This window comes from Tsukamurella sputi (assembly GCF_007858445.1).
In the GTDB taxonomy this organism is placed as follows: Bacteria; Actinomycetota; Actinomycetes; order Mycobacteriales; family Mycobacteriaceae; genus Tsukamurella; species Tsukamurella sputi.
Genome location: NZ_VIGV01000010.1, coordinates 21,525 through 45,483, shown reverse-complemented (window position 1 = coordinate 45,483; position 23,959 = coordinate 21,525). Strand labels below are relative to the sequence as shown.

At 70.3% G+C, this 23,959-nt stretch carries 20 protein-coding genes and 1 pseudogene; 10 read left to right on the top strand and 11 right to left on the bottom strand.

The features are described from left to right. Positions 1-85 precede the first annotated feature (85 nt). Entirely contained in the window at positions 86-685 is a 600-nt protein-coding gene (locus tag FK268_RS20135; RefSeq protein ID WP_146437247.1) for a DNA-3-methyladenine glycosylase I, read from the top strand. A 22-nt stretch (positions 686-707) separates the two neighbouring features. Here the strand turns inward: FK268_RS20135 and FK268_RS20130 are convergent, their stop codons facing one another. Beyond that, positions 708-4,148, bottom strand: coding sequence for a proline dehydrogenase family protein (locus FK268_RS20130; protein WP_146437246.1), 3,441 nt, complete (start codon positions 4,146-4,148; stop codon positions 708-710). 203 nt (positions 4,149-4,351) lie between these two features. Between FK268_RS20130 and sigM the strand changes: the two genes are divergently transcribed. The 5 genes from sigM (at position 4,352) to FK268_RS20105 (ending at position 8,487) form a co-directional block, all read left to right on the top strand. Then, on the top strand, positions 4,352-4,990 hold the full coding sequence (sigM, locus tag FK268_RS20125) for an RNA polymerase sigma factor SigM (RefSeq protein ID WP_146437245.1): 639 nt from the start codon (positions 4,352-4,354) through the stop codon (positions 4,988-4,990). 170 nt (positions 4,991-5,160) lie between these two features. Beyond that, complete coding sequence (locus FK268_RS20120) at positions 5,161-5,784, top strand: RsmA family anti-sigma factor (RefSeq protein WP_146437244.1); 624 nt, start codon at positions 5,161-5,163, stop codon at positions 5,782-5,784. A gap of 101 nt (positions 5,785-5,885) precedes the next feature. After that, a complete protein-coding gene (gene trxB, locus FK268_RS20115) occupies positions 5,886-6,842 on the top strand; it encodes a thioredoxin-disulfide reductase (protein ID WP_146437243.1) in 957 nt (318 codons plus the stop codon). Positions 6,843-6,870: 28 nt separating this feature from the next. Continuing rightward, the gene (gene trxA, locus FK268_RS20110; RefSeq protein ID WP_146437242.1) at positions 6,871-7,194 is read left to right on the top strand and encodes a thioredoxin; all 324 of its coding nucleotides are present in this window, start codon (positions 6,871-6,873) and stop codon (positions 7,192-7,194) included. Between the two features lie 99 nt (positions 7,195-7,293). Beyond that, positions 7,294-8,487: an N-acetylmuramoyl-L-alanine amidase gene (locus FK268_RS20105; RefSeq protein WP_146437241.1), complete on the top strand. Its 1,194-nt coding sequence runs from the start codon at positions 7,294-7,296 to the stop codon at positions 8,485-8,487. Positions 8,488-8,562: 75 nt separating this feature from the next. On the opposite strand, the gene FK268_RS20100 is transcribed toward FK268_RS20105, so the two are convergent. The 9 genes from FK268_RS20100 to rpmH form a co-directional block, all read right to left on the bottom strand. Continuing rightward, entirely contained in the window at positions 8,563-9,285 is a 723-nt protein-coding gene (locus tag FK268_RS20100; protein ID WP_146437240.1) for an acetyltransferase, read from the bottom strand. A gap of 6 nt (positions 9,286-9,291) precedes the next feature. Next, the gene (locus FK268_RS20095) at positions 9,292-10,317 is read right to left on the bottom strand and encodes a ParB/RepB/Spo0J family partition protein (RefSeq protein WP_146437239.1); all 1,026 of its coding nucleotides are present in this window, start codon (positions 10,315-10,317) and stop codon (positions 9,292-9,294) included. A gap of 2 nt (positions 10,318-10,319) precedes the next feature. Next, a complete protein-coding gene (locus FK268_RS20090) occupies positions 10,320-11,234 on the bottom strand; it encodes a ParA family protein (protein ID WP_146437238.1) in 915 nt (304 codons plus the stop codon). A gap of 2,354 nt (positions 11,235-13,588) precedes the next feature. Next, positions 13,589-14,338, bottom strand: coding sequence for a 16S rRNA (guanine(527)-N(7))-methyltransferase RsmG (gene rsmG / locus FK268_RS20085; protein ID WP_146437237.1), 750 nt, complete (start codon positions 14,336-14,338; stop codon positions 13,589-13,591). Between the two features lie 79 nt (positions 14,339-14,417). Then, complete coding sequence (locus tag FK268_RS20080; RefSeq protein ID WP_146437236.1) at positions 14,418-14,966, bottom strand: Jag family protein; 549 nt, start codon at positions 14,964-14,966, stop codon at positions 14,418-14,420. Positions 14,967-15,013: 47 nt separating this feature from the next. After that, entirely contained in the window at positions 15,014-16,165 is a 1,152-nt protein-coding gene (gene yidC / locus FK268_RS20075) for a membrane protein insertase YidC (RefSeq protein WP_269434242.1), read from the bottom strand. 88 nt (positions 16,166-16,253) lie between these two features. Further along, a complete protein-coding gene (gene yidD / locus FK268_RS25765; protein WP_414929899.1) occupies positions 16,254-16,412 on the bottom strand; it encodes a membrane protein insertion efficiency factor YidD in 159 nt (52 codons plus the stop codon). A gap of 98 nt (positions 16,413-16,510) precedes the next feature. After that, positions 16,511-16,912 carry a ribonuclease P protein component gene (rnpA, locus tag FK268_RS20065; RefSeq protein WP_146437234.1) on the bottom strand — a complete coding sequence of 134 codons (402 nt, stop codon included), beginning with the start codon at positions 16,910-16,912 and terminating at the stop codon, positions 16,511-16,513. Positions 16,913-16,999: 87 nt separating this feature from the next. Then, positions 17,000-17,143: a 50S ribosomal protein L34 gene (gene rpmH / locus FK268_RS20060; RefSeq protein WP_126195658.1), complete on the bottom strand. Its 144-nt coding sequence runs from the start codon at positions 17,141-17,143 to the stop codon at positions 17,000-17,002. Between the two features lie 631 nt (positions 17,144-17,774). On the opposite strand from rpmH, the gene dnaA reads away from it, so the two are divergent. Next, a complete protein-coding gene (gene dnaA, locus FK268_RS20055) occupies positions 17,775-19,268 on the top strand; it encodes a chromosomal replication initiator protein DnaA (RefSeq protein WP_146437233.1) in 1,494 nt (497 codons plus the stop codon). Between the two features lie 21 nt (positions 19,269-19,289). On the opposite strand, the gene FK268_RS20050 is transcribed toward dnaA, so the two are convergent. After that, on the bottom strand, positions 19,290-20,177 hold the full coding sequence (locus tag FK268_RS20050; RefSeq protein ID WP_146437232.1) for a hypothetical protein: 888 nt from the start codon (positions 20,175-20,177) through the stop codon (positions 19,290-19,292). A gap of 445 nt (positions 20,178-20,622) precedes the next feature. Here FK268_RS20050 and dnaN point away from each other — a divergent pair, with 445 nt between their 5' ends. The 3 genes and pseudogenes from dnaN (at position 20,623) to recF (ending at position 23,928) form a co-directional block, all read left to right on the top strand. After that, entirely contained in the window at positions 20,623-21,786 is a 1,164-nt protein-coding gene (gene dnaN, locus FK268_RS20045; RefSeq protein ID WP_146437231.1) for a DNA polymerase III subunit beta, read from the top strand. Positions 21,787-21,810: 24 nt separating this feature from the next. Continuing rightward, positions 21,811-22,707 (top strand): annotated as a pseudogene (gene gnd, locus FK268_RS20040) (phosphogluconate dehydrogenase (NAD(+)-dependent, decarboxylating)); the annotation flags it as partial. Positions 22,708-22,725: 18 nt separating this feature from the next. Further along, positions 22,726-23,928 carry a DNA replication/repair protein RecF gene (gene recF / locus FK268_RS20035; protein WP_146437229.1) on the top strand — a complete coding sequence of 401 codons (1,203 nt, stop codon included), beginning with the start codon at positions 22,726-22,728 and terminating at the stop codon, positions 23,926-23,928. The last annotated feature ends 31 nt before the right edge of the window (positions 23,929-23,959 follow it).

Below are 23,959 nucleotides of genomic sequence, written 5' to 3'. Positions count from 1 at the left end.
ACCGGCTTACGGCGAACTTGTCGGGGCCGTGCTCTACGGTGCGGAGACGGCGCCCACCGGGCGCACTCGATCGAGGGGGAGCGAGATGGCGGAGAACAACGACGGTGTGGTGATCGGTGAGGACGGGCTCGCGCGTCCGGCCTGGGCGGCGGACGGGTTGCTGCGCGAGTACTACGACACCGAATGGGGCATGCCCGTCCGGGACGAGCGGGGGCTGTTCGAGCGCATCGCGCTGGAGGGCTTCCAGGCGGGCCTGTCGTGGGCGACGGTGCTGCGCAAGCGCCCGGCCTTCCGCGCGGGCTTCGCCGACTTCGATCCCGACGCGGTCGCCGCGTTCGACGAGGGGGACGTCGAACGCCTGATGGCGGACGCCGGGATCATCCGGAACCGGCAGAAGATCGAGGCCACCATCGGCAACGCGCGGGCCGTGGTGGCCCTGCGGGAGGATGTCGGTCTGGTCGAGCTGGTGTGGTCCTTCCAGCCCGAGCGGACCCCGGCGCCGCGCACGATGGCGGAGGTGGCCGCAACCTCGCCCGAGTCGGTCGCCCTGTCGAAGGAGCTGCGCCGCCGGGGTTTCCGCTTCGTGGGCCCCACCACGATGTACGCGCTCATGCAGGCGGTGGGCATGGTCGACGATCATCTGGTCGGCAGCCACCGGCGCGGTACGTCCGGGGTCTGGGAGTAGGCGCCGACGCCTCGGCGGCGGACTACTCGGCGCCGTCGGCGAGGTGCCCGTAGCGGTGCCGGGTGGTGCTCACCGCCTGCTCCCGGAGCACGCTGAGCAGCTCGCGGCGGCCGGACAGCAGAACGGGTCCGCGGAGCACGCTGTGGCCGTACCGAGCCGCGGCCGCAGCCACCTCGGGCTCCGGCTCGCCGAGCACCCGGATGCGGACGGGTTCGGCGCGCTCGCCGAGGCCGTCGGCGTACTCCTGGGCGGGGTGGACGGGGGCGGCGAAGGGCATGGCGGGCGCGTCGGGGCTCACGGTCACGTCGAGCCGGGTACCCGTGCGCGCGGCGGCCAGCTGCAGCCGCACCAGGTCGCGGGCGCGCGCACCCGGGCCCACGCGCACCTCGAGCCGGGGGAGCGGCCGGTAACGGAAGACGTTCGCCTCCGACGCGAGGCCGGTCGGATCGTGCTCCACCCCGAACTCGGCGTCCCAGGCACGCTGGTCCGACGCGGCCGCGGCGTGCAGCCAGGACACGTCCTCGGGACCGAGTTCGGGGGCGGCGGCGATGATCCGCTCGCTGAACACGGTGGCCGCGATCTCAGGTGCCGATGGCACGGTGGAGTCGGTCCAGCGCCCGAACTGCGCGACGTAGTTGGGTCCGCCGGCCTTGGCGCCCGGCCCGATCGAGGAACGCTTCCACCCGCCGAAGGACTGCCGCTGCACGATGGCGCCGGTCATGTGACGGTTGATGTAGAGGTTGCCCGCCTCCACCTTCTCCCGCCACTGGGCGATCTCGTCGGGATCGAGGCTGTGCAGGCCGGCGGTGAGGCCGTATCCGGTGGAGTTCTGCAGCCGCAGCGCGTCGTCGAGGGTAGCGGCACGCATGATGCCGAGCACAGGTCCGAAGAGCTCGGTGGTGTGGAACCAGCTGCCCTCCGCCACCCCGTCGAGCACGCCGGGCGACCAGAGGCGACCGGTGTCGTCGAGCCGCCGCGGCTCGACGAGCCAGCGCTCGCCGTCCGCCGGCTCGGTGAGCCCGCGCAACAACTTGCCGGTGGCGGGTTCGATGAGCGGTCCCATCGTGGTCGCGAGGTCGTGGCCCTCACCCACGACCAGGGTCCGGACGGCGTCCTGCAGCTGGCCGAGGAAGCGCCGCGATCGGCCGACGCTGCCTACGAGGATCGCGAGCGATGCGGCGGAACATTTCTGTCCCGCGTGCCCGAATGCGCTGCGCACCAGGTCGTTCACGGCGAGGTCGGGGTCGGCGGCCGGGGTCACGACCATCGCGTTCTTCCCGGAGGTCTCGGCGAGCAGTTCCAGCTCGGGACGCCATCCGCGGAACAGCGCGGCGGTCTCGCTCGAGCCGGTGAGCACGACGGCGTCCGCCCCGGGATGCGTGACCAGGCGGCGGCCGGCGGCGGCCTCGTCGGCGTTGACCAACTGCACCAGATCCCGGGGCACCCCGGCGGCGTGCAGTGCGGCGATCGCCGCGGCGCCGCATCGCAGCACCTGCGGTGCGGGCTTGATGATGACTGCGGCACCGGCCGCCAACGCGGCGAGCACGCCACCGAGCGGGATCGCGACGGGGAAGTTCCATGGCGGCGTGACCACCACCAGCCGGTGCGGAGTGAAGACGGCCTCGTCGTCGTGCAGCTCGAGGGCGCTGTGAGCGTAGTACCGGGCGAAGTCGATGGCTTCGGAGATCTCGGGATCCGCCTCGGAAACGGTCTTGCCCGCCTCGTGGGACATCACGGTGAGCAGTTCGCCACGGCGGCGGGCGAGCTCGTCGGCGACCCGGAGCAGGAGAGCGGCACGCTCTGCGGCCGGGACGGTGGCCCATGTCTGCTGGGCCGCCAGGGCCGTGTCCACGGCGGTGTCCACCTGTGCCGGATCCGTCACCCGGGCAGGGGGTTCGACGCGATCGGGTCGTTCCAGAGCGGCGCGAGCCCAGGCCCGGTTGCCGGGCGTCGACGGATCGGTGTCCGGCTCCCCGACGAACGGACCTTCGTGCGCCACGACGGTCTCGGCGCCGCGGTCCTGCACGCGGTTCGGGCCGTCCTGGACCTGCTCGCGCCGGGCGACCGCGGTGCGGAACCGCTGCTCCTCCACCGCGATCGCGCCCGCATCGGGGCTGAACATCGAGTACAGGAAGTTCTCGCTCGACGCGTTCTCCTCGAGGCGCCGCACCAGGTAGCTCACGGCCACGTCGAAGTCGCCGGCCCGCACCACCGGCGTGTAGAGGATGAGCGAGCCCACGTCGGCGCGCACCGCGGCCGCCTCCATCGGCGCCATGCCCTGCAGCATCTCGATGTCCAACTGTCGCTGCACGTCCCGTCGCGCCGCCAGCTCGACGGCGTACGCCACGGAGAAGAGGTTCTGGGAGGCGACACCGATGCGCAGGGCGTCGGCGTTCTCGGGCCGCAGGGCCCGCTCGACCATGCGCAGGTAGTTCGCGTCGACGTCGGACTTGCTGCCGTAGGTGGCGAGCGGCCAGTCGTGCAGCTCGGCGTCCACCCGCTCCATCGCGAGGTTCGCACCCTTGACCAGGCGCACCTTGATCGGCGCGCCGCCAGCGGCGACGCGGCGACGGGCGAAACCGGTGAGCCGGGCGAGTGCCCCGGATGCATCGGGGAGATAGGCCTGCAGCACGATTCCCGCTGTCAGCGAGTGGAATTCGGGTTCGTCCAGCAGCGCGGTGAAGACCTCGAGGGTCAGGTGGAGGTCCTTGTACTCCTCCATGTCGAGATTGACGAACTTCCCGCCGTCGCGGGCCGTGCGGTACAGCGGACGCAATCGCTCGACGATGCGGTCCCGGTTGCCCTCGAGGTCCCACGGGACGAGCTGCGCCACGACGGACGAGACCTTGATCGAGACGTAGTCGACGGAGGGATTCGCGAGCAGCTCGTGCGTGCGCGCGAGCCGGTCGTCGGCCTCGCCCTGGCCCAGGACGGCCTCGCCGAGCAGGTTCAGGTTCAGCCGCACGCCCACCTCCCGGGCGCGCCGGAGGCGGCGCTGCAGCTTCTCACCCTCCGCGTCGAAGACCAAGTGGCCCACCAGTTGCCGCAGCCGCAGACGGGCTACGGGCATCGCGATCGACGGGGCGATCCCGGCCGCGACGGTGCCGGCGCGCAGCAGCGCCGCGTCGACGGGGCTCATGAACGCCCGGCCCGGCGCGCCGCCGGCCGCGGGGGAGACGAGGCGGCGTAGAGCCTTCGCGGCCACATGATCGTCCTCGGGCCTGGCGACCTGATCCACGAAACCCATGGTGAACTCGACGCCGTTCGGATCATGCAGCAGCGCGGCGAGACTGGCGGTGGCTGCCGCCTCCCGTCGACCGACTTCGGCCGGCCGGGCGCCACGACTGGCGCGCAGCCAGCGCTGCGCCCGCGCGACGACGGCGTCGACCAGTTGTTCATCGGCGGTATCGCCCGGAGCACCGGCGGACGGCAGGGGATCAGACGGACGGGACGATTCGACCATGAGAGGCCTCCTGATAGCTCACGCAGTGAAAGGAAGTTCCACAGCGACGGGTGCGCCACCTGGCCCAGCGACGATTGTAGTCCCGATCACCGAGAACCTGGGAGTGCATGCGTCATCGCAAACATCGGGTCTCGCCGACTGTCGGTCATTGAATTGCAAAGAATTCGTCTCATAACGGTATCGAGCCCCTCTAACATCCGTGCATGACCGAGCGGGGGAACACCATCTCGAGGCCGCCTGGATCGGGGGATCCGGTGGTCGACGTGCGCGGCACCGGCCGGCGACCGACCCGGGTCCCACCGCGTCCCGACTACGACGAGGCCTCCGACGAGGACCTTCTCGCCGACGCGGCCCGCGGCAACAGCGATGCCTTCGCGGAGCTCTTCCACCGGCACGCCCGCCAGCTCCGCGCGACCGCGCTGCGCACCATCCGCGACCACACCGACGCGGAGGACTGCCTGCAGGACGCGATGCTGCGCGCCTTCCAGCTCTCACCGAGTTTCCGCGGCGACTGCAAGGTGGGGAGCTGGCTGCACCGCATCGTGGTCAACGCCTGCCTCGACCGTGCCCGCCGCAACCAGGTGCGCACGTCGCTCCCCATGCCCGACGACCTGAGCGGCCTCGCCTCGGACGAGGGGAGGGGCGCCGAGGATCTGGACCGGCGGCTGTCCATCGAGGCGGCGCTGCGCATGCTGCCCGAGGACCAGCGGGCCGCCGTCGTCGCCGTCGACATGCACGGGCTGTCCGTCGGCCAGGCGGCCGAGCTCCTCGGGGTCGCTCCCGGCACGGTCAAGAGCCGCCGCGCCCGCGCTCGTACGCGGCTCGAGCGCCTGCTGCGCTGATCCGGGGCCGCTCCCGCTCCCAGTGCCGCCGCACTCCCGCTCCGCGGCGCGGAGCCGGCGCGCCGCGCGCCTCTCGCCGGACGGGTCGTTCGCATGCCGCACAACGGGTAATGAGATCGATGGGAACCGATCGCGCGGCTGGTGCGTCCAATTGATGAGAGGAGGTTCCGATGGGGCACGCGGAACGGCGGACGGACGACTTCGCGGACGACGGTCCGCAGCTCAGCCGTGCGGCGGAGGCGCGGCTCGACGCCGCCCTCGCCGAGTACCGCGACCGCACGTACGCGCAGTGGTCCGCCCCGGAGGGCTTCGTCGCCGACAACCCGCTCGGCGACCGCAGGATCGCGGCGGCCATCAGAGCCGCGCCCGTGCCGGTTCCGCCGCGGCGCCGCCGGCGCTTCGTCGTCCTGGGTGCTGCGGCGGCCGCGGTCGGTGTCCTGGCGGCCGGCGTCGCGGTGGCGACGGTGCGGGACTCGCCGACGGCGGACCCGGAGACCGGCGTGCTCCTCGCCGCGGCGGTGCCGGGCGGGGACCGCGGACCCTTCGCCGATGGCCTCGCGCTGACCCGGTGCCTGGATGCGGCGTCGGTGCCCGCCCCGCAACGGACGCTGCTCGGCGCGGGCTCCATGCAGCTGCGGGGCACGCACGCCACCGTCCTCCTGCTGCCGGGTACGGCCCTGGGCGAGCTGCGGGTGCTCGCCGTCGCTCCCTCGTGCGCGCAGGGTGAGAGATCGTCGGTACTGGTGAACCGCGTGCTCAGCCGTGCTTCGGCCGGGAGCGGGGGTACGTCGTAACCTTGGGTGAGAGCGGTGCGGGAACATCCAGGGGTCCGGCGCCGTTGGCACACATGTCGGCCCGGACGAACCGGGCACTTCTTCAAGGGTTGGGTAGGTAGATGACTGCAGCTGGCACCGACATCGCGGACGTGATCATCATCGGGTCGGGTCCGGCCGGGTACACGGCGGGCGTCTACGCCGGCCGCGCAGAGCTGAACACCATCCTGTTCGAGGGCACCAACTTCGGCGGCGCGCTCATGACCACCACCGAGGTGGAGAACTACCCCGGCTTCCAGAACGGCATCATGGGCCCGCAGCTCATGGACGAGATGCGCGAGCAGGCCATCCGCTTCGGCGCCGACCTGCGCATGGAGGACGTGGAGTCCGTCCAGCTGGACGGCGAGATCAAGGAGGTCGTCACCTCCGAGGGCACCTACCGCGCTCGCGCGGTGATCTTGGCGATGGGCGCCGCCGCCCGCTACCTGGGCATCCCCGGCGAGGAGGCCCTGCTGGGCCGCGGCGTCAGCGCCTGCGCCACGTGTGACGGCTTCTTCTTCCGGGACCAGGACATCGCCGTGGTCGGCGGCGGCGACTCGGCGATGGAGGAGGCGATCTTCCTCACCAAGTTCGCCAAGTCCGTGACCCTGATCCACCGCAGCGAGAACTTCCGCGCCTCCAAGATCATGCTCGACCGCGCCCGCGCCAACGAGAAGATCCGCTTCCTCACCGACGCCAAGGTCAACGCCGTGCAGGGCGAGAAGTCGGTCGAGTCGCTGCTCGTCGAGAACACCGTGACCGGCGCCGTCGAAACCCTCGAGGTCACGGGTCTGTTCGTCGCCATCGGCCACGATCCCCGCTCCGGTCTGGTCGCCGGTCAGGTCACCGTCGACGACGACGGCTACGTGCAGGTCGAGGGCCGCAGCACCGCCACCGGCGTGCCCGGCGTCTTCGCCGCGGGCGACCTCGTCGACCACACCTACCGGCAGGCGATCACGGCGGCCGGCAGCGGCTGTTCCGCCGCGATCGACGCCGAGCGCTGGCTCGCGCACCACCGCGAAGCCGCCGTCGCCCAGTAAGCCCCACCCCTTCCCCGAGGAGCAACCCATGGCCGAGATCGTCACCCTCACCGACGACACCTTCACCGAGCAGGTCCTGCAGTCCGACAAGCCCGTGCTCGTCGACTTCTGGGCCACCTGGTGCGGCCCGTGCAAGGTGGTCGCACCGGTGCTGGAGCAGCTGGCCGCCGAGCACGGCGACAAGGTGACCTTCGCCAAGATCGAGGTGGACCAGAACCCCGCCGCACCCCGGGACTACCAGGTGCTCAGCATCCCGACGCTGATCCTGTTCCAGGACGGCAAGCCGACCACCAAGTTGGTAGGAGCGAAGAGCAAGTCCGCTATCCTTAAGGAACTCGACGGCCTGGTGTGATTCGCCGTCGCGTTGGCCGGGGGGCCCGGTGGGCCGTATCGTGTACTCGATTTCCCGTCCTGGGGCGCCTCGCCCCAGGAAGCTAGCGAAGGGTGCTCCATGCCACGCATCAGCCTCGGTGATCACGGTGGCGCCGTGGCAGAGATCCGCGGGATCCTCGCCGACCACGGTTTCCTCCGCGACTACGTGGCACCCACCGACCTGGTGGTCGGCGGGTGGACCGTCCCCGAGGCGGTCTTCGACCGTCGGCTGGATCACGCCACCCGCGCCTTCCAGCAGCAGCGTGGACTGCTCGTCGACGGCATCGTCGGCCCCGCCACGTACCGGGCCCTGCGCGAGTCCACCTACCAGCTGGGCGCGCGCACGCTGAGCTACATCGCCTCCGCGCCCCCGTCGGGCGACGACGTGGCGGCGCTGCAGGCCCGCCTGCAGAACCTGGGCTTCTACGCCGGGATGATCGACGGCCTCTTCGGCCCGCAGACGCACCTGGGCCTGTCCGCGTACCAGCGCGAGTTCGGCCTCGTCGCCGACGGCATCTGCGGGCCGGCCACCCTGCGCTCCCTGACCTTTCTCGGCTCGCGCGTCACCGGCGGCTCGCCGCACGCGATCCGCGAGGAGGAGCACGTCCGCAGCTCGGGTCCGCGGCTCTCGGGCAAGCGCATCGTGATCGACCCGGGTCTCGGTGGCCCCGATCGCGGCCTCGCCGTGCGCGGTCCCGACGGCCGGCAGATCACGGAGGAGGAGATCCTCTGGGACCTCAGTTCGCGCCTGGAGGGCCGGATGGCGGCCGCCGGCATGGAGACCTACCTGTCCCGCCCGCGCGGCATGGACGCCGACGACAGCACCCGCGCGTACACGGCAAACACCTTCGACGCCGACATGATGATCGCGCTGCGTACCGCGCACTACCGCAACGACCGTGCGCACGGCGTCGCGTCTTTCCACTTCGGTAACACCCACGGCGCGAGCTCCAACATCGGGCGGAACCTGGCCGGCTTCATCCAGCGCGAGATCGTCGCGCGGACGCCGCTCACCGACTGCCACTACCACGGCCGCACCTGGGACATCGTGCGCCTCACCCGGATGCCCACGGTGCAGATCGACGTCGGCTACGTCACCAATCCGCACGATGCGGCGGTGCTGGCGTCGCCGCAGATGCGCGACACCATCGCCGAGGCGATCCTCGTGGCCGTGAAGCGCCTGTACCTGCTGGGCGAGAACGACCGTCCCACCGGCACTTACACTTTCGCCGAGCTCCTCGAACTCGAGGAGAACGCCGAGAACCGGGCCTGACGGTCCGCGAGCCCGTTCCCGCCGTTCCCCGCCCTGCGCGGGGGCATCGTCGGGCCTCAGCGGCGCGCTGCGGCGTCAGTACTCCCCGGCCCTCCCGACGGGTGCGGCCGTGTCTCCCGTGTCCTCCAGGGCGTTCCTGAGGGCCGCTTCGGCGGCGCTCGCCGCGAGCAACTGCTCGAGGGCGTGCTCGACACCGGCCTTCCAGCCGAGTCCCTCCGAGAGCTCGAGGCGCAACCGGGGGTAGCGATGGTGCGGGGCGACGGTCTCGAAGCCCATCTGCTCGAGGAAATCGGCATCCGTCAACGGCGGCGTGTTGCAGCCGCATGGTCCGCAATCCAATTGCGCGACAACGTCTTCCGTGAGCATTCCGACCGGCGTCAGCAACCCGAAGGCCTCGACGGCCCGCACACCACGGCGCACGAGATCGGTGCACACCGCGGTCACCAGCTCCTCCTTCACCCGCGCGTCCACGCCCGGTTCGGAACCCACCCAGGTGAGCAGCACCGCATCCGGGCTGACGGGCGCGGTGGGGAAGTGGCTGGACCGGGGCACACTGCGGGGCGGGGCGTAGAAGGCCACACCCACGACGCGCGCGCTGCCGTCCACGGCGTGGTCGATCGCGACCTGCCCACACGAACCCCACTCCAGCATGAGCATCGACAGCCACGCCTCTTTGTCGAACTCCGTGTCCGTGAGGGTCTCACCGTCCGGGGCGACCTCCCAGTAGACGCAGCGTCGGATGTGCCGCGGAAGGTCGTCGAAGCCGCCGAGCGTGAGCGGGACGATCGTCAGTGCCATGGGACGTCACTTCTCGGCGAGGAGGGCGACGATCCGCTCCAGGTCGTCGGCGGAGCCGACCTCCACGACGATCTTGCCCTTCCGCTTACCCATCGAGACGGTCACCTTGGTGTCCAGCCGGTCCGCGATGCGGTCCGCCACCTCTCGAAGACCGGGGTCGGCCGGCTGCCGGCGCTTGGGGGCCGTGGGGACGACGGTGCCGTCGCCCCGGTTGGCCAGCGTGACGGCCTCCTCGGTGGCGCGGACGGACAGTCCCTCGGCCACGATGCGGGCGGCGAGCGCGTCCTGCGCATCGGCGCCGGCCTCGAGCGCCAGCAGGGCACGGGCGTGCCCCGCGGAGAGCACGCCCGCGGCGACCCGGCGCTGTACGGCGACCGGAAGCCGGAGGAGCCGGATCGTGTTGGTCACGACGGGCCGCGAGCGGCCGAGGCGGGCGGCGAGCTCGTCGTGCGTCACGCCGAACTCCTCGAGCAGCTGCGCGTAGGCGGCCGCCTCCTCCAGTGGGTTCAGCTGCACCCGGTGGATGTTCTCGAGGAGCGCGTCCCGGAGCATGTCGCCGTCGGCCGTCTCCCGGACGATCGCGGGGATCGCCGTGAGACCGGCCTCCTGGCTCGCGCGCCAGCGTCGCTCGCCCATGACGAGCTGGTACCGCGCGTCTCCCTGCGGCCGGGGGAGCGGCCGCACCACGATCGGCTGCATGAGGCCGAACTCGCGGATCGAGTGGACGAGTTCGGCGAGGCCCTCTTCGTCGAAGACGGAACGGGGCTGCTGGGGGTTCGGCTGGATCGCGGTGGGCGCGATCTCCCGGTACACGGCGCCGGACTCCGCGAGGTCCGTCGGTGCCTCGTCGCCCGCCTCCTGCCGCGCGGGCCGAGCGGGCCGTTCCCTCGGCCGGTCGGCCGGCGGTGCCTCGGCACGCGCGCCGATGATGACATCGGCCGCGGCGTTCCCGAGGCGGGGCCCCTCGTCGGGGCCCGTCGGGATCAGTGCCGCGAGCCCGCGGCCGAGTCCGCCCTTCTTCTGCCCGGCCACGACTACACCGCCTGCCCGGCGCCGCGGAAGGCGAGCTCGCGCCCGGCGTCGAGATAACTCATCGCCCCGCGGGAGCCCGGGTCGTAGTCCAGGACCGTGGTGCCGTAGCCCGGCGCCTCCGAGACCTTGACGCTGCGCGGGATGGTGGCGCCGAGCACGCGATCGCCGAAGTGGTTGCGCACCTCCGCGGCCACCTGATCCGCGAGCTTGGTCCGCGCGTCGTACATCGTGAGGAGCACGGTGGAGACGTGGAGGTCCTTGTTGAGGTGCGCCTGCACGAGCTCGATATTGCGCAGCAGCTGCCCGACACCCTCCAGCGCGTAGTACTCGCACTGGATCGGGATCAGCACCTCCTTCGCGGCCACGAGCGCGTTCACCGTGAGCAGTCCCAGCGAGGGCGGGCAGTCGATGAAGACGTAATCGATGTCGTCGGCCGCCGCGCTGCTGAGCGCGTTCTTCAGCCGCGTCTCCCGGGCCACCATGCTGACGAGTTCGATCTCGGCGCCCGCGAGGTCGATCGTGGCGGGCACGCAGAACAGATTGGGGGAGTGCGGGCTCTGCGCCATCGCCTCCTCGAGCGTCGTCTCGCCGAGCAACAGCTCGTAGGTCGACGGGACACCCGACCGGTGATCGACGCCCAGCGCAGTGCTCGCGTTCCCCTGCGGGTCGAGATCGACCACGAGGACCCGGAGCCCCTGCAGCGCGAGCGCCGCGGCGAGGTTCACCGCCGTCGTCGTCTTGCCGACGCCGCCCTTCTGGTTGGCGATCGTCAGGACGCGACGCTCCAGCGGCTTGGGCAGGGTGCCCGCCGCTCCGGGCGTCAGGACCTGGCTGGCGCGGCGGGCGGCCGCGGCGATCGGGGTGTCGTCGTCAGCGGTTCCACGTGAAACGTCGAAGCCGGATTCGTGATCAGTCACGCGCTCTCCTCAGCAGTTGCCCCCATCCTAGTTTCTCCGTCCGAGTGCGTCAGCCCGGCACCCACGACGGGCGCTCGTTCCTCTCATGGCCTCCGCGTGTGCGCACGGTTCCACGTGAAACAACAGGATGCGGAGAACCGCGGCAGTGCTCCGGAGTTGCCGGCGCCGGTGGCCGCACGGCAGGGGAGCGGCCACCGTGCGGACCGTCGAGCTGTGCCGTCCACCCCGGACTCCGTCAGGTCTCCAGGGGAAGACGCACCCATCCCGACAGTGGGGGCCAGTCCGATCGACGTGGCGCGCGGCCACGATTCTCGGCACACGACTTGTGCTCGTCGGTCCACTCGCGAGGCGGAACGGAACACCGGTACCCGCGGAGCACGGTGCGCACGCCGCGTTCAGGAGCCGCGCCAGCACCCCCGCCACGGCGAACGGGCTTCGTCGACAGTCGGCATGCCGGACGGCTCTGTCGCTCGAGCGGGTGCCGACGGAGCGACGTCGATCGTGCGGTTCGTCGACGGCGGCGCGTCCCACAGCCAGTGGGAGCCCGAGTCCGTAACAACGCTGCACCGTGCGCGTCGTCGTCGCCATCCGGCCCGACCGCATCGACCCCTCGATCACCGCGGAAGTCTCATGCCGCCTTCTCCGCGCGCAGCGAGCACCGACGGACGATCCACCGCCAACGCCGGATAAGGGGCTCCGCGCTCCCTGAGCCGGACACGGGGACCGAGGGCAGGGATGAGGGCGGCTCCGTGTTCCACGTGAAACGACGCTCGCCCGCACTCGAGTCGTATGACCGATCGCTGCGTCCGCTTCGAGGTCGCAGGTGAGTCGCACGATCCCCTTGCGGGCGCGACCACATGCCGCCACTCCACGGTCTCCTACGAAGCGATCACCCCACCCCGCACGGCTCGGGAAGAGGAAGGCTCCGCGGCGGCGTTCCACGTGAAACGACGATGCTCATGCGGCGGATCGAGCCGTGACGCGGCGTCGCCTCCAGCCGGTGATCGTCACGTCATCCCCTCGCCGCGGCCGCTGAGTCCTCGATGTCGCCGGCCGCGCCCACCGCTCCGATGCCGACCGACAGGGGAGTGGGCAGTCCGTCGCCACACCGGCAAGCGAACAGACCGCTCTCCGGCACCGCCCACCCTCGGCGGGCCGCAGGGCCATGGAGTGCCGAACCGCGACGACCGACGACTGCGCCGGCTTCCGAGCTGGATGCGAGTGGTGCAGCGACGGCGCAGTGATCTCCATAGGTCCCGGGTCGCCACAGTTCCCGTCGCGATCGGCACCCACCGCGGTCGACCCACCAGTCGGGCCCGGCCATCCGAGCGTCGGCAGCGACGTCAGGAGCCTCCTCGCGGAGCAGTGCCGCAGCGCCACTCCCGGGGGCACATCCTCCGCGCGCCGCCGTGGATGCATCCGCGCACGACCGGAGACGCTCCTGCGATGCGCGGTGCACGCGGTGTACGCACCCTCTCGCGCTGTCGGTATCGGAGACCCCCAGTCACGATTCATCCCCACGAGTTTCACGTGAAACGGAGTTCCGTACGGATCGCGTCCACCCGTCCCGGGCCGAGCACATCCGTCGCTTCCATCGCCCGCCCGCCTCGATGTCGACCCCGATATCCTCCACGGAGCCTCACGTCCCGAGCGCCCTCCGCCGGTTCGCGGCCTCCCGATCCGACCGCTGGAATCCTCCCCGCGTTCGGTCGCACGAACCCCACACGGGGAGAGGGGAAGGCCGACTTCGTACCCCGCCTGACAGTGGTGCCGCCGTCACCGACCCCGCCGCCGGGTGCAGCGAGGCTCACGCCGCGACCACCGACACCCGATCGGTCCGGCGGTCGGCTCCCTCCGACGGATCGGGCGCCCGCCCGGATCGGGTAGCCACACCGTGAGCCCTCCACCGAGCAGAGACACCCCGAGATCGCTCCGGATCGGACGTCACACTCACTCGACACGGCAGGGGTCCGGGCACCTGCCACGAGCGCGCGGGGCGCCGGGGCGGCTCAGTCAAGTACCCGCCCGGCGGAGCCAGACCCACGGAACACGGACGCCGGCCACGACCATCGAACCAGGCTTGCGGGATCCGGTTCGACGATCGCATCGCACCTCCCGATACTCGGCTCCCGCACCGACGAATCGCGCCGGCAGCTCGCGGCCTCTCGCGCCGGGCCTCGGCCCTGCGTCCCGATCGCCGGGCACACGCACCGCCGAATTCTGGTACTTATGTCCCAGTTCGATGGTCACCGGACCATCGCGCGAACGCTCAGCAGAACGTATCTGTCACGTGTCGAAACTACCCGTGGGTCATCAGACCCGAACGATTCACGCCGGAAATGACCGTATTCCGGTCAGCGGCGGACCTTGGAACGCTTCTTCGCGACGGGCGCTCGACGCACGGCGCGCACCACCGTCGTCGCCGGCTCGACGATGCCGACACCGCACAGCACGACCTCCGGATCGCGGAGGCCCGCCTTGGTGAGGATCGCGCCGTGCTCCTCGATCTCCTCGGCGGCACGCGAGCCCTTCAACGCCAACAGTCGGCCGCCGTCGCGCAACAGGGGAGCGGACCACGGAGCGAGCTTCGGGAACCCCGACACCGCCCGAGAGGTGACCGCATCAGCGCCACCCACCGCGTCGACGACCGCGCGCTCCTCCGCGCGCCCGCGGACCACCCGGACGTTCGGCAGTCGCGGTCCGCAGAACTCCTCGAGGAAGACCGCCCGCCGCAACAGGGGCTCGACGAGCACCACCTCGACATCGGGCCGGGCGATGGCCACCGGGATGCCGGGCAGACCGGCACCGCTGCCGATGTCCACGAGCGTCTCGCCGGCCTCGAGGAGTTCGCCGAGTACGGCGCAGTTGAGGATGTGCCGCTCCCAGAGCCGCGGCACCTCACGCGGGCCGATCAGGCCACGGACCACGCCGTCGGTCGCGAGTACCTGCGCATACTCCTCCGCAAGCTCCAGCCGATCGCCGAAGACCTCCCGCGCGACCGGGGGAGTGGGTGGCAGCGCTTCCGTCGTCGCCCCACTATCGGCGGGTGTACCCGCCTCGTCGCGCTGTTCCACGTGAAACCTCTCCTGCCACACGGCTCTCATCCAGCCGGGCACCATCGCCCGGAAACGACGATGGGCCCCAGGCGCACGGCCCGGGACCCATCGTTCACCTACATCCAGTCTAGGCGTTGGGGAGCACCACGACGCGACGGTTCGGCTCCGCGCCCTCGCTCTCCGAACGGACACCGTCGACCTTGGCGACGGCGTCGTGCACGATCTTGCGCTCGAACGGCGTCATCGGCTTGAGCGACTCCTTCTCGCCCGACGCCGCGACGCGCTGCGCGACCTCGGCACCGAGGCTGGAGAGCCGCGTGCGGCGACCCGCGCGCCAGCCGGCCACGTCGAGCATCAGACGGCTGCGGTCACCCGTCGACTGCTGCACCGCGAGCCGGGTCAGCTCCTGCAGGGCGTCGAGCACCTCACCGCGCTGGCCGACCAGCTTGGTGAGATCCTCGCCGCCGTCGATCGCGACGATGGCGCGGCCACCCTCCACGTCGAGGTCGATATCGCCGTCGAAGTCGAGAATGTCGAGCAGCTGCTCGAGGTAGTCGGCGGCGATCTCGCCCTCCTCGACCAGCTCGTCGTCCTCGTCCACGGGGCTCTCGACCGGCGACTCGGCGGTCGCCTCGGTCGTGGTCTGCTCCTCCTCGACGGTCACGTCGTCAGGCATGGGTACTCCTTGGGAATTCGATCATCAGGGGTTCGTGGTGCGCGCGCTCAGCGCTTGCGCTTGCGGTTCCGGTTGCGCTGCTGCTGGTTGCGCTGCTGCTGCCGGGCGTTCGCGGACGGGTGCTGGGGCTTGGGCTTGGCGCCGGGCGTGGGCTTCGACGGCGCCGCCTCCTCGGCGGGCTCCTCGACGTCCTCGGCATCGGTCTCGACGGCCTTCGTCGCCGAGGCGGCGGCGCCCTTCTTGGGCTTCGCGCCGGGCTTGGGGGCGTTCTCCGCGCGCTTCTCCTGTGCCAGCCGCTTCTTCTCCTCGTCCTCCTTGTCGAGCTTGCCGAAGACGATGTGCTGCTGGCAGTACGTCCAGATGTTCTGGGTGACCCAGTAGATCAGGATGGCGACGGGCAGGAAGAAGCCACCGACCAGCACGCCGATGGGGAAGACCCACAGCATGAGGCGGTTCATGATGGCCGTCTGCGGATTGTCCAGCGAGGCGACCGGCTGGCGGGCGATGGAGGCGCGCGAGTTGAAGTGCGTGGCCAACGCCGCGATGATCATCAGCGGCACCGAGAGCGCAATGATCTGCCACTTCTGGAAGTTCGGCTCGATGTAGGCCAGGTCCGGTTTGACGGGCATGAACGCCTGGAACTGCGCGACGGGCTCCTGGACGTACGACGAGAGCGGCACGCCGAAGAGACGCGCATCGAGGAAACTCTGCACGTCGGTCGCGGAGAAGAAGTAGTTGGCCGTGTGCCGCGTCTCGTAGGCGTTCATGTTCGGCGAACCGAACATGCTCGTCGTGCCGCCGCTCATCCGGTTGAACGAGCGCAGCACGTGGAACAGGCCGATGAAGACGGGCACCTGGAGCAGCGCCGGCAAGCAGCCGAGCAGCGGGTTGAAACCGTGCTCCTTCTGCAGCTTCTGCATCTCGAGCGCCAGCTTCTGCCGGTCCTTGCCGTACTTCTTCCGCAGAGCCTGCATCTGCGGCTGGAACTCCTGCATCTGCCTGGTCGTCCTGATCTGCCGGACGAAGGGCTTGTACAGGATGGCGCGCAGCGTGAGCACCAGGAAGATCACGGAGAGCGCCCAGGTGATACCGCTGTCGGGGCCGAGACCGGGCACGAACGAGAACACCTTGTGCCAGACCCACATGATGCCCGACACCGGGTAATACACGTAGTCCAGCGAGACCGGATTGAAAGCCACGTTCCTTAGCTCCTAGCTGTTGCTGCGAAAGAAGTTCTCGGGCGCGATGATCCGCGCGGAAGGCGCCTGGCGCCGTAGTCGGGACGGACTACTCCGGGACGGGGTCCCATCCGCCGCGATGCCATGGACCGCACTTGAGCAGGCGAATGGTACTGAGGTACACGCCCTTCACCGCTCCGTGGGCCGAAAGCGCTTCCACCGCATACTCACTGCAAGTGGGGGTGAACCGGCACGTGGGCGGGCGCATGGGGGAGATCCAGGTGCGGTACAGCTGTACCAGGGAGATCAATGCGCGCCGGGGAACCGCCCGGAGGGTCCGGCCGGCGCTGGTCGCCGCCCCGTCACTCACAGCGCACCCAGCTTCGCCAGGCCCGAACGCAGTTGTGCGGCCAGCTCGTTCGCATCCTCGTCGGCGGCGGAGCGCAGCGCACGGATCACGACCAGGGCACCGTCGTCCAGTTCCGCGGTGACGGAAGCGGCGGCGGCGCGCAGCCGGCGGGCGACGGAGTGCCGGATCACCGCGTTACCCACGGCTTTCGAGACGATCAGCCCCACGCGCGGCGCCGGCACGACCGGATCGACCGCGGACACGACGAGGCCCGGTCCCCCCTCGGAAGCGGGGACCGGGCTCGAAGTCGTCGCTGTCGCCACGTGCACCACGATGGATCGGCGGCCCACACGTCTGCCACCCTTGACCGCCGCGCCGAAATCGCGCGACGAGCTCATGCGGTTGCGAGCGGGTAGCACTGCGGGCCTGCCTTCTCCATCGCCTTTGCAGCAGCGCCACCGCGTCCGGCGGAACCGGTACGCGGTGGCGCTACGCGAGAGGGAAAATCAGGCCGTCAGCTTCGCGCGGCCCTTGTTCCGACGCGCAGAGACGATGGCGCGCCCGGCACGGGTGCGCATACGGAGACGGAAGCCGTGCACCCGCGCGCGGCGACGGTTGTTCGGCTGGAACGTCCGCTTGCCCTTGGCCACGGTGACACTCCTTGTTCAGTGGACGGCGCTCGTGCGTCGTCTCGATGGATGGAAACTTCTCGGCGGCACATGAAGCTCGACTTGAGGTCGAACTCGCCCGACGGATCGGTGTGCGCACAGACCGGTCAAGACTACTTATCCCCGCTGACAAGGTCAAACCGACACCCGCGGGCGGCCGTGACGAGTCTCACAATCCGCAGGGCGCGACACGCCGAGCGCACCCGACATCCCACCTCTGCCTGGGACTATGTGCTTGGTGTTGAGGACCGCGCTCCACTCTGTTAACTTTGCCGAATGCGATTGCTGAGCACGGCCACGGCACCCCGTGGACCCCGAGCACGGCAGCTCCGGGCCGACGGGCGCCGGGCGTGTACCGGGTTCGGTGCCGCGCCGTAACCCGATTCCCGGCCGGCGCTGACCCGCAGTCCTGCGACCTCGATATTCACGGCCGAAGTAGCGGCCGACAACACCTGTGCTCCGGTCTTCCACACCTGTGGATGAACCTGTGGAGTACAGTTCTTTCGCAGGTCGGGTGGGGTGAGGTTATGCACAGCTCGACGTTGGACATGTGAACGAGAACACCGGTCGGAAGCCGGGGACCGATGGCTTCGAACCCGGTGTGGAGGACCTGATGACCGTTGATCCGCTGATCGAGACGTGGACCTCCGTGGTCGACGAACTCTGCGGAGACAACACCGATCGCACCCTCACCATGCAGGAGAAGGCCTGGCTGCGACTCGTCCAGCCGCTGACGCTGACCGAGGGCTTCGCCCTCGTGGCCGTGCCCTCGCAGTTGATGAAGGACGCGATCGAGCGCAGTCTCCGGGAGCCGCTCGTCGCGGCGCTCACCACGCGACTGGGCCAGGACGTCGAGCTCGGTGTCCGTATCTCGCCCGACGCCGCACCCCCGGCAGCCCCCGCCGCGCCGGCCCCCGTGGTGCCCGCTGAGACACCGTCGGGCCCCAGTACCGCGGATCTGACGGTCCCCGTCAACGAGATCGCCGCCGGCATGCCCGGAGCCCCGTCACCGTCGGTCCAGCTGCCCCCGCCGATGACCGGCCCGGCGAGCAACGGCACCGCCATGACCGGATCGTCCGGATCGAGCCTGAACCAGAAGTACACCTTCGAGACCTTCGTGATCGGCGCGTCGAACCGCTTCGCGCACGCCGCGGCCTTCGCCGTCGCGGAGGCGCCGGCCCGCGCGTACAACCCGCTCTTCATCTGGGGCGAGTCCGGTCTGGGGAAGACCCACCTGCTGCACGCGGCCGGCCACTACGCCCGACGGCTGTTCCCCGGGATGCGCGTGAAGTACGTGTCCACGGAGGAGTTCACGAACGACTTCATCAACTCGCTCAAGGACGACCGCCAGGTCCAGTTCAAGCAGCGCTACCGCGACGTGGACATCCTGCTGGTGGACGACATCCAGTTCCTCGAGGGGAAGCTGGGTATCCAGGAGGAGTTCTTCCACACCTTCAACACCCTGCACAACGCGAACAAGCAGATCGTGATCTCCTCCGACCGCCCGCCGAAACAGCTGGCGACGCTGGAGGATCGGCTGCGTACCCGCTTCGAGTGGGGCCTGATCACCGACGTGCAGCCGCCCGAGTTGGAGATCCGCATGGCGATCCTGCTCAAGAAGGCGCAGATGGAGCGGATCCACGTCCCACCGGACGTGCTGGAGCTCATCGCCACCCGCATCGACCGCAACATCCGCGAGCTCGAGGGCGCCCTGATCCGCGTCACGGCCTTCGCCTCGTTGACGCAGACCGACGTGACCTACGAGCTCGCCGAGATGGTGCTGCGCGATCTGGTGCCGGACACCACCACGATCGAGATCTCCTCCAGCACCATCCTTTCCGTGGTGGCGGAGTACTTCGAGATCTCCGTGGCCGATCTCAAGGGCACCGAGCGCGCCCGCGCAGTGACCCACGCCCGACAGATCGCCATGTACCTGTGCCGCGAGTTGACGGAGCTGTCGCTGCCGAAGATCGGGCAGATCTTCGACCGCGACCACACCACCGTCATGTACGCCGAGCGGAAGATCCGCAAGGAGATGCCCGAGCGGCGCCGCGTCTACGACCAGGTGCAGGAACTCACCACGCGGGTCAAACGCCGCAGCCAGTAATCCGCACACGGACCGCCGGAATCAGCGGCCCGCCGTGCAGATCAGCGGCCCGCCGGAGCCGTCGCTGCTGCTCTCCTGCGCGACCTTCGTGCCGTTGCGGGTGATCGTGCAGCCCACATCACCGGTGTAGCCGATCACGGTCACCGTCACCATGAACGAGTCCGAGGTGAACTCCTTGGACCACGGGAGCGGCTGCGAGCCGAAGAGATTCGTGTCCGGGACGCCGACCGTCACCAGCTGCGCCGAGCCGCTGCCCGTCACCTCGACGCGCCACTGCCGCGCGTTGGGACCCGTCGACGAGCCACCGCCGAAGATCGGCGGGATCGAGATGCCCGACGGTACGCCGCTGGGCAGCGTGACGCCGCCCGGCTTCTTACTCGTGGTGGTCGTGGTCGGTGGTGTGGTCGTGCTCGTCTCCGACGCCGTACTGCTCGACGGTCCGCCGCTGGTCGCGACGAGGGCCACGATCACGGCCAGGACGAGCGCGAAGACCACCGCGGCCGCCGCGATCCAGAGCAGCTTCCGGTTGCCGCCACCGCCGCCGTCCGAGCCGCCTCCCGGCCCCTGCGGATCGCCCGGTCCGGGCGGCGGGCCCTGCGGGGGCTGCGCCGCATACTGCCCGTACTGATCGCCGTACGCGCCCGTCGGGTAGCCGGCGCCCGGCGCGTAGCCGAGCTGATATCCACCGTCGTACCGCTGTGTGGGCGGGTCCTGGGGAGCCGGAGCACCGGGGGCGCCCGAGCCCGGGGGAGGGGTCGGAGGCCCCTGCGGAGCGCCCGGATCGACGGGTCCCGCGCCGGGTCGCTCGTACTCGCGCGTCGGTTTCGGCACATTTCCCGCCTGAGGGCCGACGGGGTAGTTCTGGCCGCCCGGGTGCTCTCCCGGGCGCTGCGGATCCGGATATCCCATGGTCACACCGTACGCGCCGAGCGCCGCCACCAGAACTGTGAGTTACTCACCAGTACTGCACACAGCCTGTGGATGAATCACCGAAAACCCAGGAGTGACCTGGGGAGAGTTCATCCACAGGTTTCCACAGGTCCCGTTCCTCACCAATCACATCCGTGTAGTTCCACAATCCCTGCGGCGCGTCGTCAACACCCCGACACGCCGACCGCGCTGCGTCGATGGCATGTTTCCACATACTCCACAGGGCTTATGACGATGACATATTTCTTCTCTAGATCCTTCTTTTGAAAAGAGGCGAGGTGAAGGTCCGGCACGCTCCGCGCCCGCGGACCCGAAGTTCCATCCGGCATACACCGGATCGGCTCGGCTCCTATAGCATCGAAGACCTCACGGCCGTGCCCGCCACGCCGTACCCGAACGACCCCCACCGAAAGGCCCCGTCGGCATGAAGTTTCGCGTCCCGCACGAGGAGTTCGCCGAATCCGTCGCGTGGGTGGCGCGCAGCCTGCCGTCGCGCCCCCCGGTGCCGGTACTCGGCGGCGTCCTGCTCTCCGCGGGTGACGACGGCCTGACCGTCTCGGGATTCGACTACGAGGTCTCGGCGCAGGTGCGCGTCGGTGCGGAGGTCGCGGACGAGGGCCAGGCCCTGGTCTCCGGCCGCCTGCTCGCGGACATCACCAAGGCGCTGCCGAACAAGCCGGTCGACGTGCAGCTGGACACGACTCGCGTGGCGATCACCTGCGGCAGCGCCAAGTTCTCCTTGCCGACGATGCCCGTCGAGGACTACCCGCAGTTGCCCGAGCTCCCCCAGCAGACCGGCGCCATCGAGCGCGGCACCTTCGCCGAGGCCATCGCGCAGGTCGCGATCGCCGCCGGCAAGGACGACACGCTTCCGATGCTCACCGGCATCCGGGTCGAGATCGAGGGCGAGAAGGTGGTTCTCGCCGCCACCGATCGCTTCCGCCTGGCGGTCCGGGAGTTCGAGTGGCAGCCGGCCTCCTCCGATGTCAAGGCCGCGGTCCTGGTGCCCGCGAAGACCCTGTCGGAGGCGGCGAAGACCTTCGCGGCCGATCCCGAGGTGGGTATCGCGCTCGGTGCCGGATCCGCAGTGGGCGCCGACGGGCTGCTCGGCGTGGTCGGTGCGGACCGTCGGACCACCACCCGCCTGCTCGACGCGGACTTCCCCAAGTTCCGGCAGCTGCTGCCGGCCTCGCACACCGCGATCGCCACGATGGAGATCGCGCCGCTGCTCGAGGCGATCAAGCGTGTGGCCCTGGTCGCAGACCGTGGTGCGCAGGTCCGGATGGAGTTCGCCGACGGCACCCTGCGCCTGTCCGCCGGCGGTGACGACGCCGGCAAGGCCGAGGAGGAGCTGCCCGCCGACTTCCAGGGCGAGCCGCTCACCATCGCCTTCAACCCCGGCTACCTGCAGGACGGCCTCGCCGCGGTCCACACCGAGTCGGTCACCTTCGGATTCACCACGCCCAGTCGCCCTGCGGTGCTGCGTCCCGCGGTGGACAATGGCTACGAGCCGGACGACTCCGGCGCGTTCCCCGCGCCGCAGAGCCCGTACACGTACCTGCTGATGCCGGTGCGCCTGCCCGGCTGATCACGTCGTCGTCTCGCACGGAAGGGTGCCGCGAACATGCAGTTGGGTCTGATCGGTCTGGGCAAGATGGGCGCGAACATGCGCCAGCGGATCCGCAACGCCGGGCACGAGGTCGTCGGGTACGACCCGCGGCCCGAGGTCACGGACGTCCCGTCGCTCGAGGCCCTGGCGGAGGCGCTGACGGCGCCCCGCACCGTCTGGGTGATGGTCCCGGCCGGTGAGCCGACCCGCGAGACCGTGCGCAAGCTGGCCGAGATCCTGGAGCCCGGCGATCTGGTGATCGACGGCGGTAATTCGCGGTACACCGATGATCAGGTGAACGCGGAACTGCTGTCCGGCAAGGGGATCGGTTATCTCGACTGCGGCGTCTCCGGCGGTGTGTGGGGTCTGGAGAACGGCTACGGCCTGATGGTCGGCGGTTCGGACGCCGACGTCGAACGTGCCCTGCCGATCTTCGACGCGCTGCGGCCGGAGGGCGATCGCGAGGACGGTTTCGCGCACAGCGGCCCGGTCGGCGCGGGTCATTACGCCAAGATGATCCACAACGGCATCGAGTACGGCCTCATGCAGGCCTACGGCGAGGGCTACGACCTGCTGGAGGCCGAGCCGCTCATCGAGAACGTCACCGGCACGCTGCGCGCCTGGAGCAAGGGCACCGTCGTGCGCTCCTGGTTGCTGGACCTGCTGGTCAAGGCGCTCGAAGAGGATCCGGGCCTGCAGGAGATCACCGGCTACACGGAGGACTCGGGCGAGGGCCGCTGGACCGTCGAGGAGGCGATCCGCCATTCGGTCCCCGCACCCGTCATCGCGGCCGCGCTGTTCGCTCGATTCCAGTCCCGGCAGGACGATTCGGACACGATGAAGGCCGTCTCCGCGCTGCGCAACCAGTTCGGCGGGCACGCCGTCCGTCGCGCCGACTAGTAGGGCGAAGACGCACCATTGTACGTCCGCCGGCTCACCCTGCACGACTTCCGGTCCTGGGACGACGTCACCGTCGACCTGGAACCGGGCGTGAGCGTCTTCGTCGGCCGCAACGGATTCGGTAAGACCAACCTGGTGGAGGCGCTGAACTACCTCGCCACGCTCGGCTCGCACCGCGTCGCCACGGATCAGCCACTCATCCGGGTGGGGGCGGAGAGCGCCTCGGTCTCGGCGACGGTGCACAACGCGGGGCGAGAGCTCACCGCCGAGGTCGACATCATCGCCGGCCGGGCGAACAAGGCGCGGATCAATACCGCGCCGTGTCGCCGCCCGCGAGAGCTCCTGGGCATCCTGCAGTCCGTCCTGTTCGCCCCGGAGGACCTTGCGCTGGTCCGCGGCGAGCCGGGCGGACGGCGCCGCTTCCTCGACGATCTGGCCATTCTGCGGACGCCGCGGATCGCGGCCGAGAAGGCGGATTACGACAGAGTTCTCAAGCAGCGCACCGCCCTGTTGAAGACGGCGTACGCGGCGGCCCGGCGCGGTGGCGCGGAGGCGGAGTCGATGCTCTCGACCCTCGACGTCTGGGACGCGCAGCTCGCTCGCTTCGGCGCGGAGGTGCTGTCGGCGCGGCTCGAGGTGGTCGCCTCACTCGCCCCTCACCTGACCGTCGCCTACGCCTCGCTCGCGCCGCATTCGCGGGCGGCCACCGTCGCGTACACGAGCTCCCTCTTCGAGGAGTACGACGGCGACCCGACCGCCGCGTCCGTCGCGGAGCTCGAGCAGCTCATGCTCGGCGGCCTGGCCGCGGCGCGGCAGCGGGAGATCGACCGCGGCGTCTGTCTCGTCGGGCCGCACCGCGACGACCTCGATCTGCGACTGGGCAACGAGCCCGCGAAGGGCTTCGCCTCTCACGGCGAATCCTGGTCGTACGCACTGGCACTGCGGCTGGCATCGCTGGAGCTTCTCCGCGCCGGCGGCTCGGAGCCGGTGCTGCTGCTCGACGACGTCTTCGCGGAGCTGGACGCCAAACGTCGGACCGCCCTCGCCGAGGTGGCGGCCGGCACCGAGCAGGTGATCGTGACCGCGGCGGTCCCGGAGGATCTTCCTCCCGAGTTGCGGGCGGCGACCTTCCGGGTCACCGTGGAGGGACCGGCGGATTCACGGGTCTCGCGCCTGGAGGGCGAGGAACCGGGCGGAGCAGGGGCGACGCCCGCTCCCTAGCCCGGCGCCGCGTACAGTTCCTGTGTCGAGC

Bases quoted from the DNA above. Each gene is read 5' to 3' on its own strand.
- FK268_RS20135 (WP_146437247.1), top strand. From the start codon at position 86: ATGGCGGAGAACAACGACGGTGTGGTGATCGGTGAGGACGGGCTCGCG.
- FK268_RS20130 (WP_146437246.1), bottom strand. From the start codon at position 4,148: ATGGTCGAATCGTCCCGTCCGTCTGATCCCCTGCCGTCCGCCGGTGCT.
- sigM (WP_146437245.1), top strand. From the start codon at position 4,352: ATGACCGAGCGGGGGAACACCATCTCGAGGCCGCCTGGATCGGGGGAT.
- FK268_RS20120 (WP_146437244.1), top strand. From the start codon at position 5,161: ATGGGGCACGCGGAACGGCGGACGGACGACTTCGCGGACGACGGTCCG.
- trxB (WP_146437243.1), top strand. From the start codon at position 5,886: ATGACTGCAGCTGGCACCGACATCGCGGACGTGATCATCATCGGGTCG.
- trxA (WP_146437242.1), top strand. From the start codon at position 6,871: ATGGCCGAGATCGTCACCCTCACCGACGACACCTTCACCGAGCAGGTC.
- FK268_RS20105 (WP_146437241.1), top strand. From the start codon at position 7,294: ATGCCACGCATCAGCCTCGGTGATCACGGTGGCGCCGTGGCAGAGATC.
- FK268_RS20100 (WP_146437240.1), bottom strand. From the start codon at position 9,285: ATGGCACTGACGATCGTCCCGCTCACGCTCGGCGGCTTCGACGACCTT.
- rsmG (WP_146437237.1), bottom strand. From the start codon at position 14,338: ATGAGAGCCGTGTGGCAGGAGAGGTTTCACGTGGAACAGCGCGACGAG.
- FK268_RS20080 (WP_146437236.1), bottom strand. From the start codon at position 14,966: ATGCCTGACGACGTGACCGTCGAGGAGGAGCAGACCACGACCGAGGCG.
- yidD (WP_414929899.1), bottom strand. From the start codon at position 16,412: ATGCGCCCGCCCACGTGCCGGTTCACCCCCACTTGCAGTGAGTATGCG.
- dnaA (WP_146437233.1), top strand. From the start codon at position 17,775: ATGACCGTTGATCCGCTGATCGAGACGTGGACCTCCGTGGTCGACGAA.
- FK268_RS20050 (WP_146437232.1), bottom strand. From the start codon at position 20,177: ATGGGATATCCGGATCCGCAGCGCCCGGGAGAGCACCCGGGCGGCCAG.
- dnaN (WP_146437231.1), top strand. From the start codon at position 20,623: ATGAAGTTTCGCGTCCCGCACGAGGAGTTCGCCGAATCCGTCGCGTGG.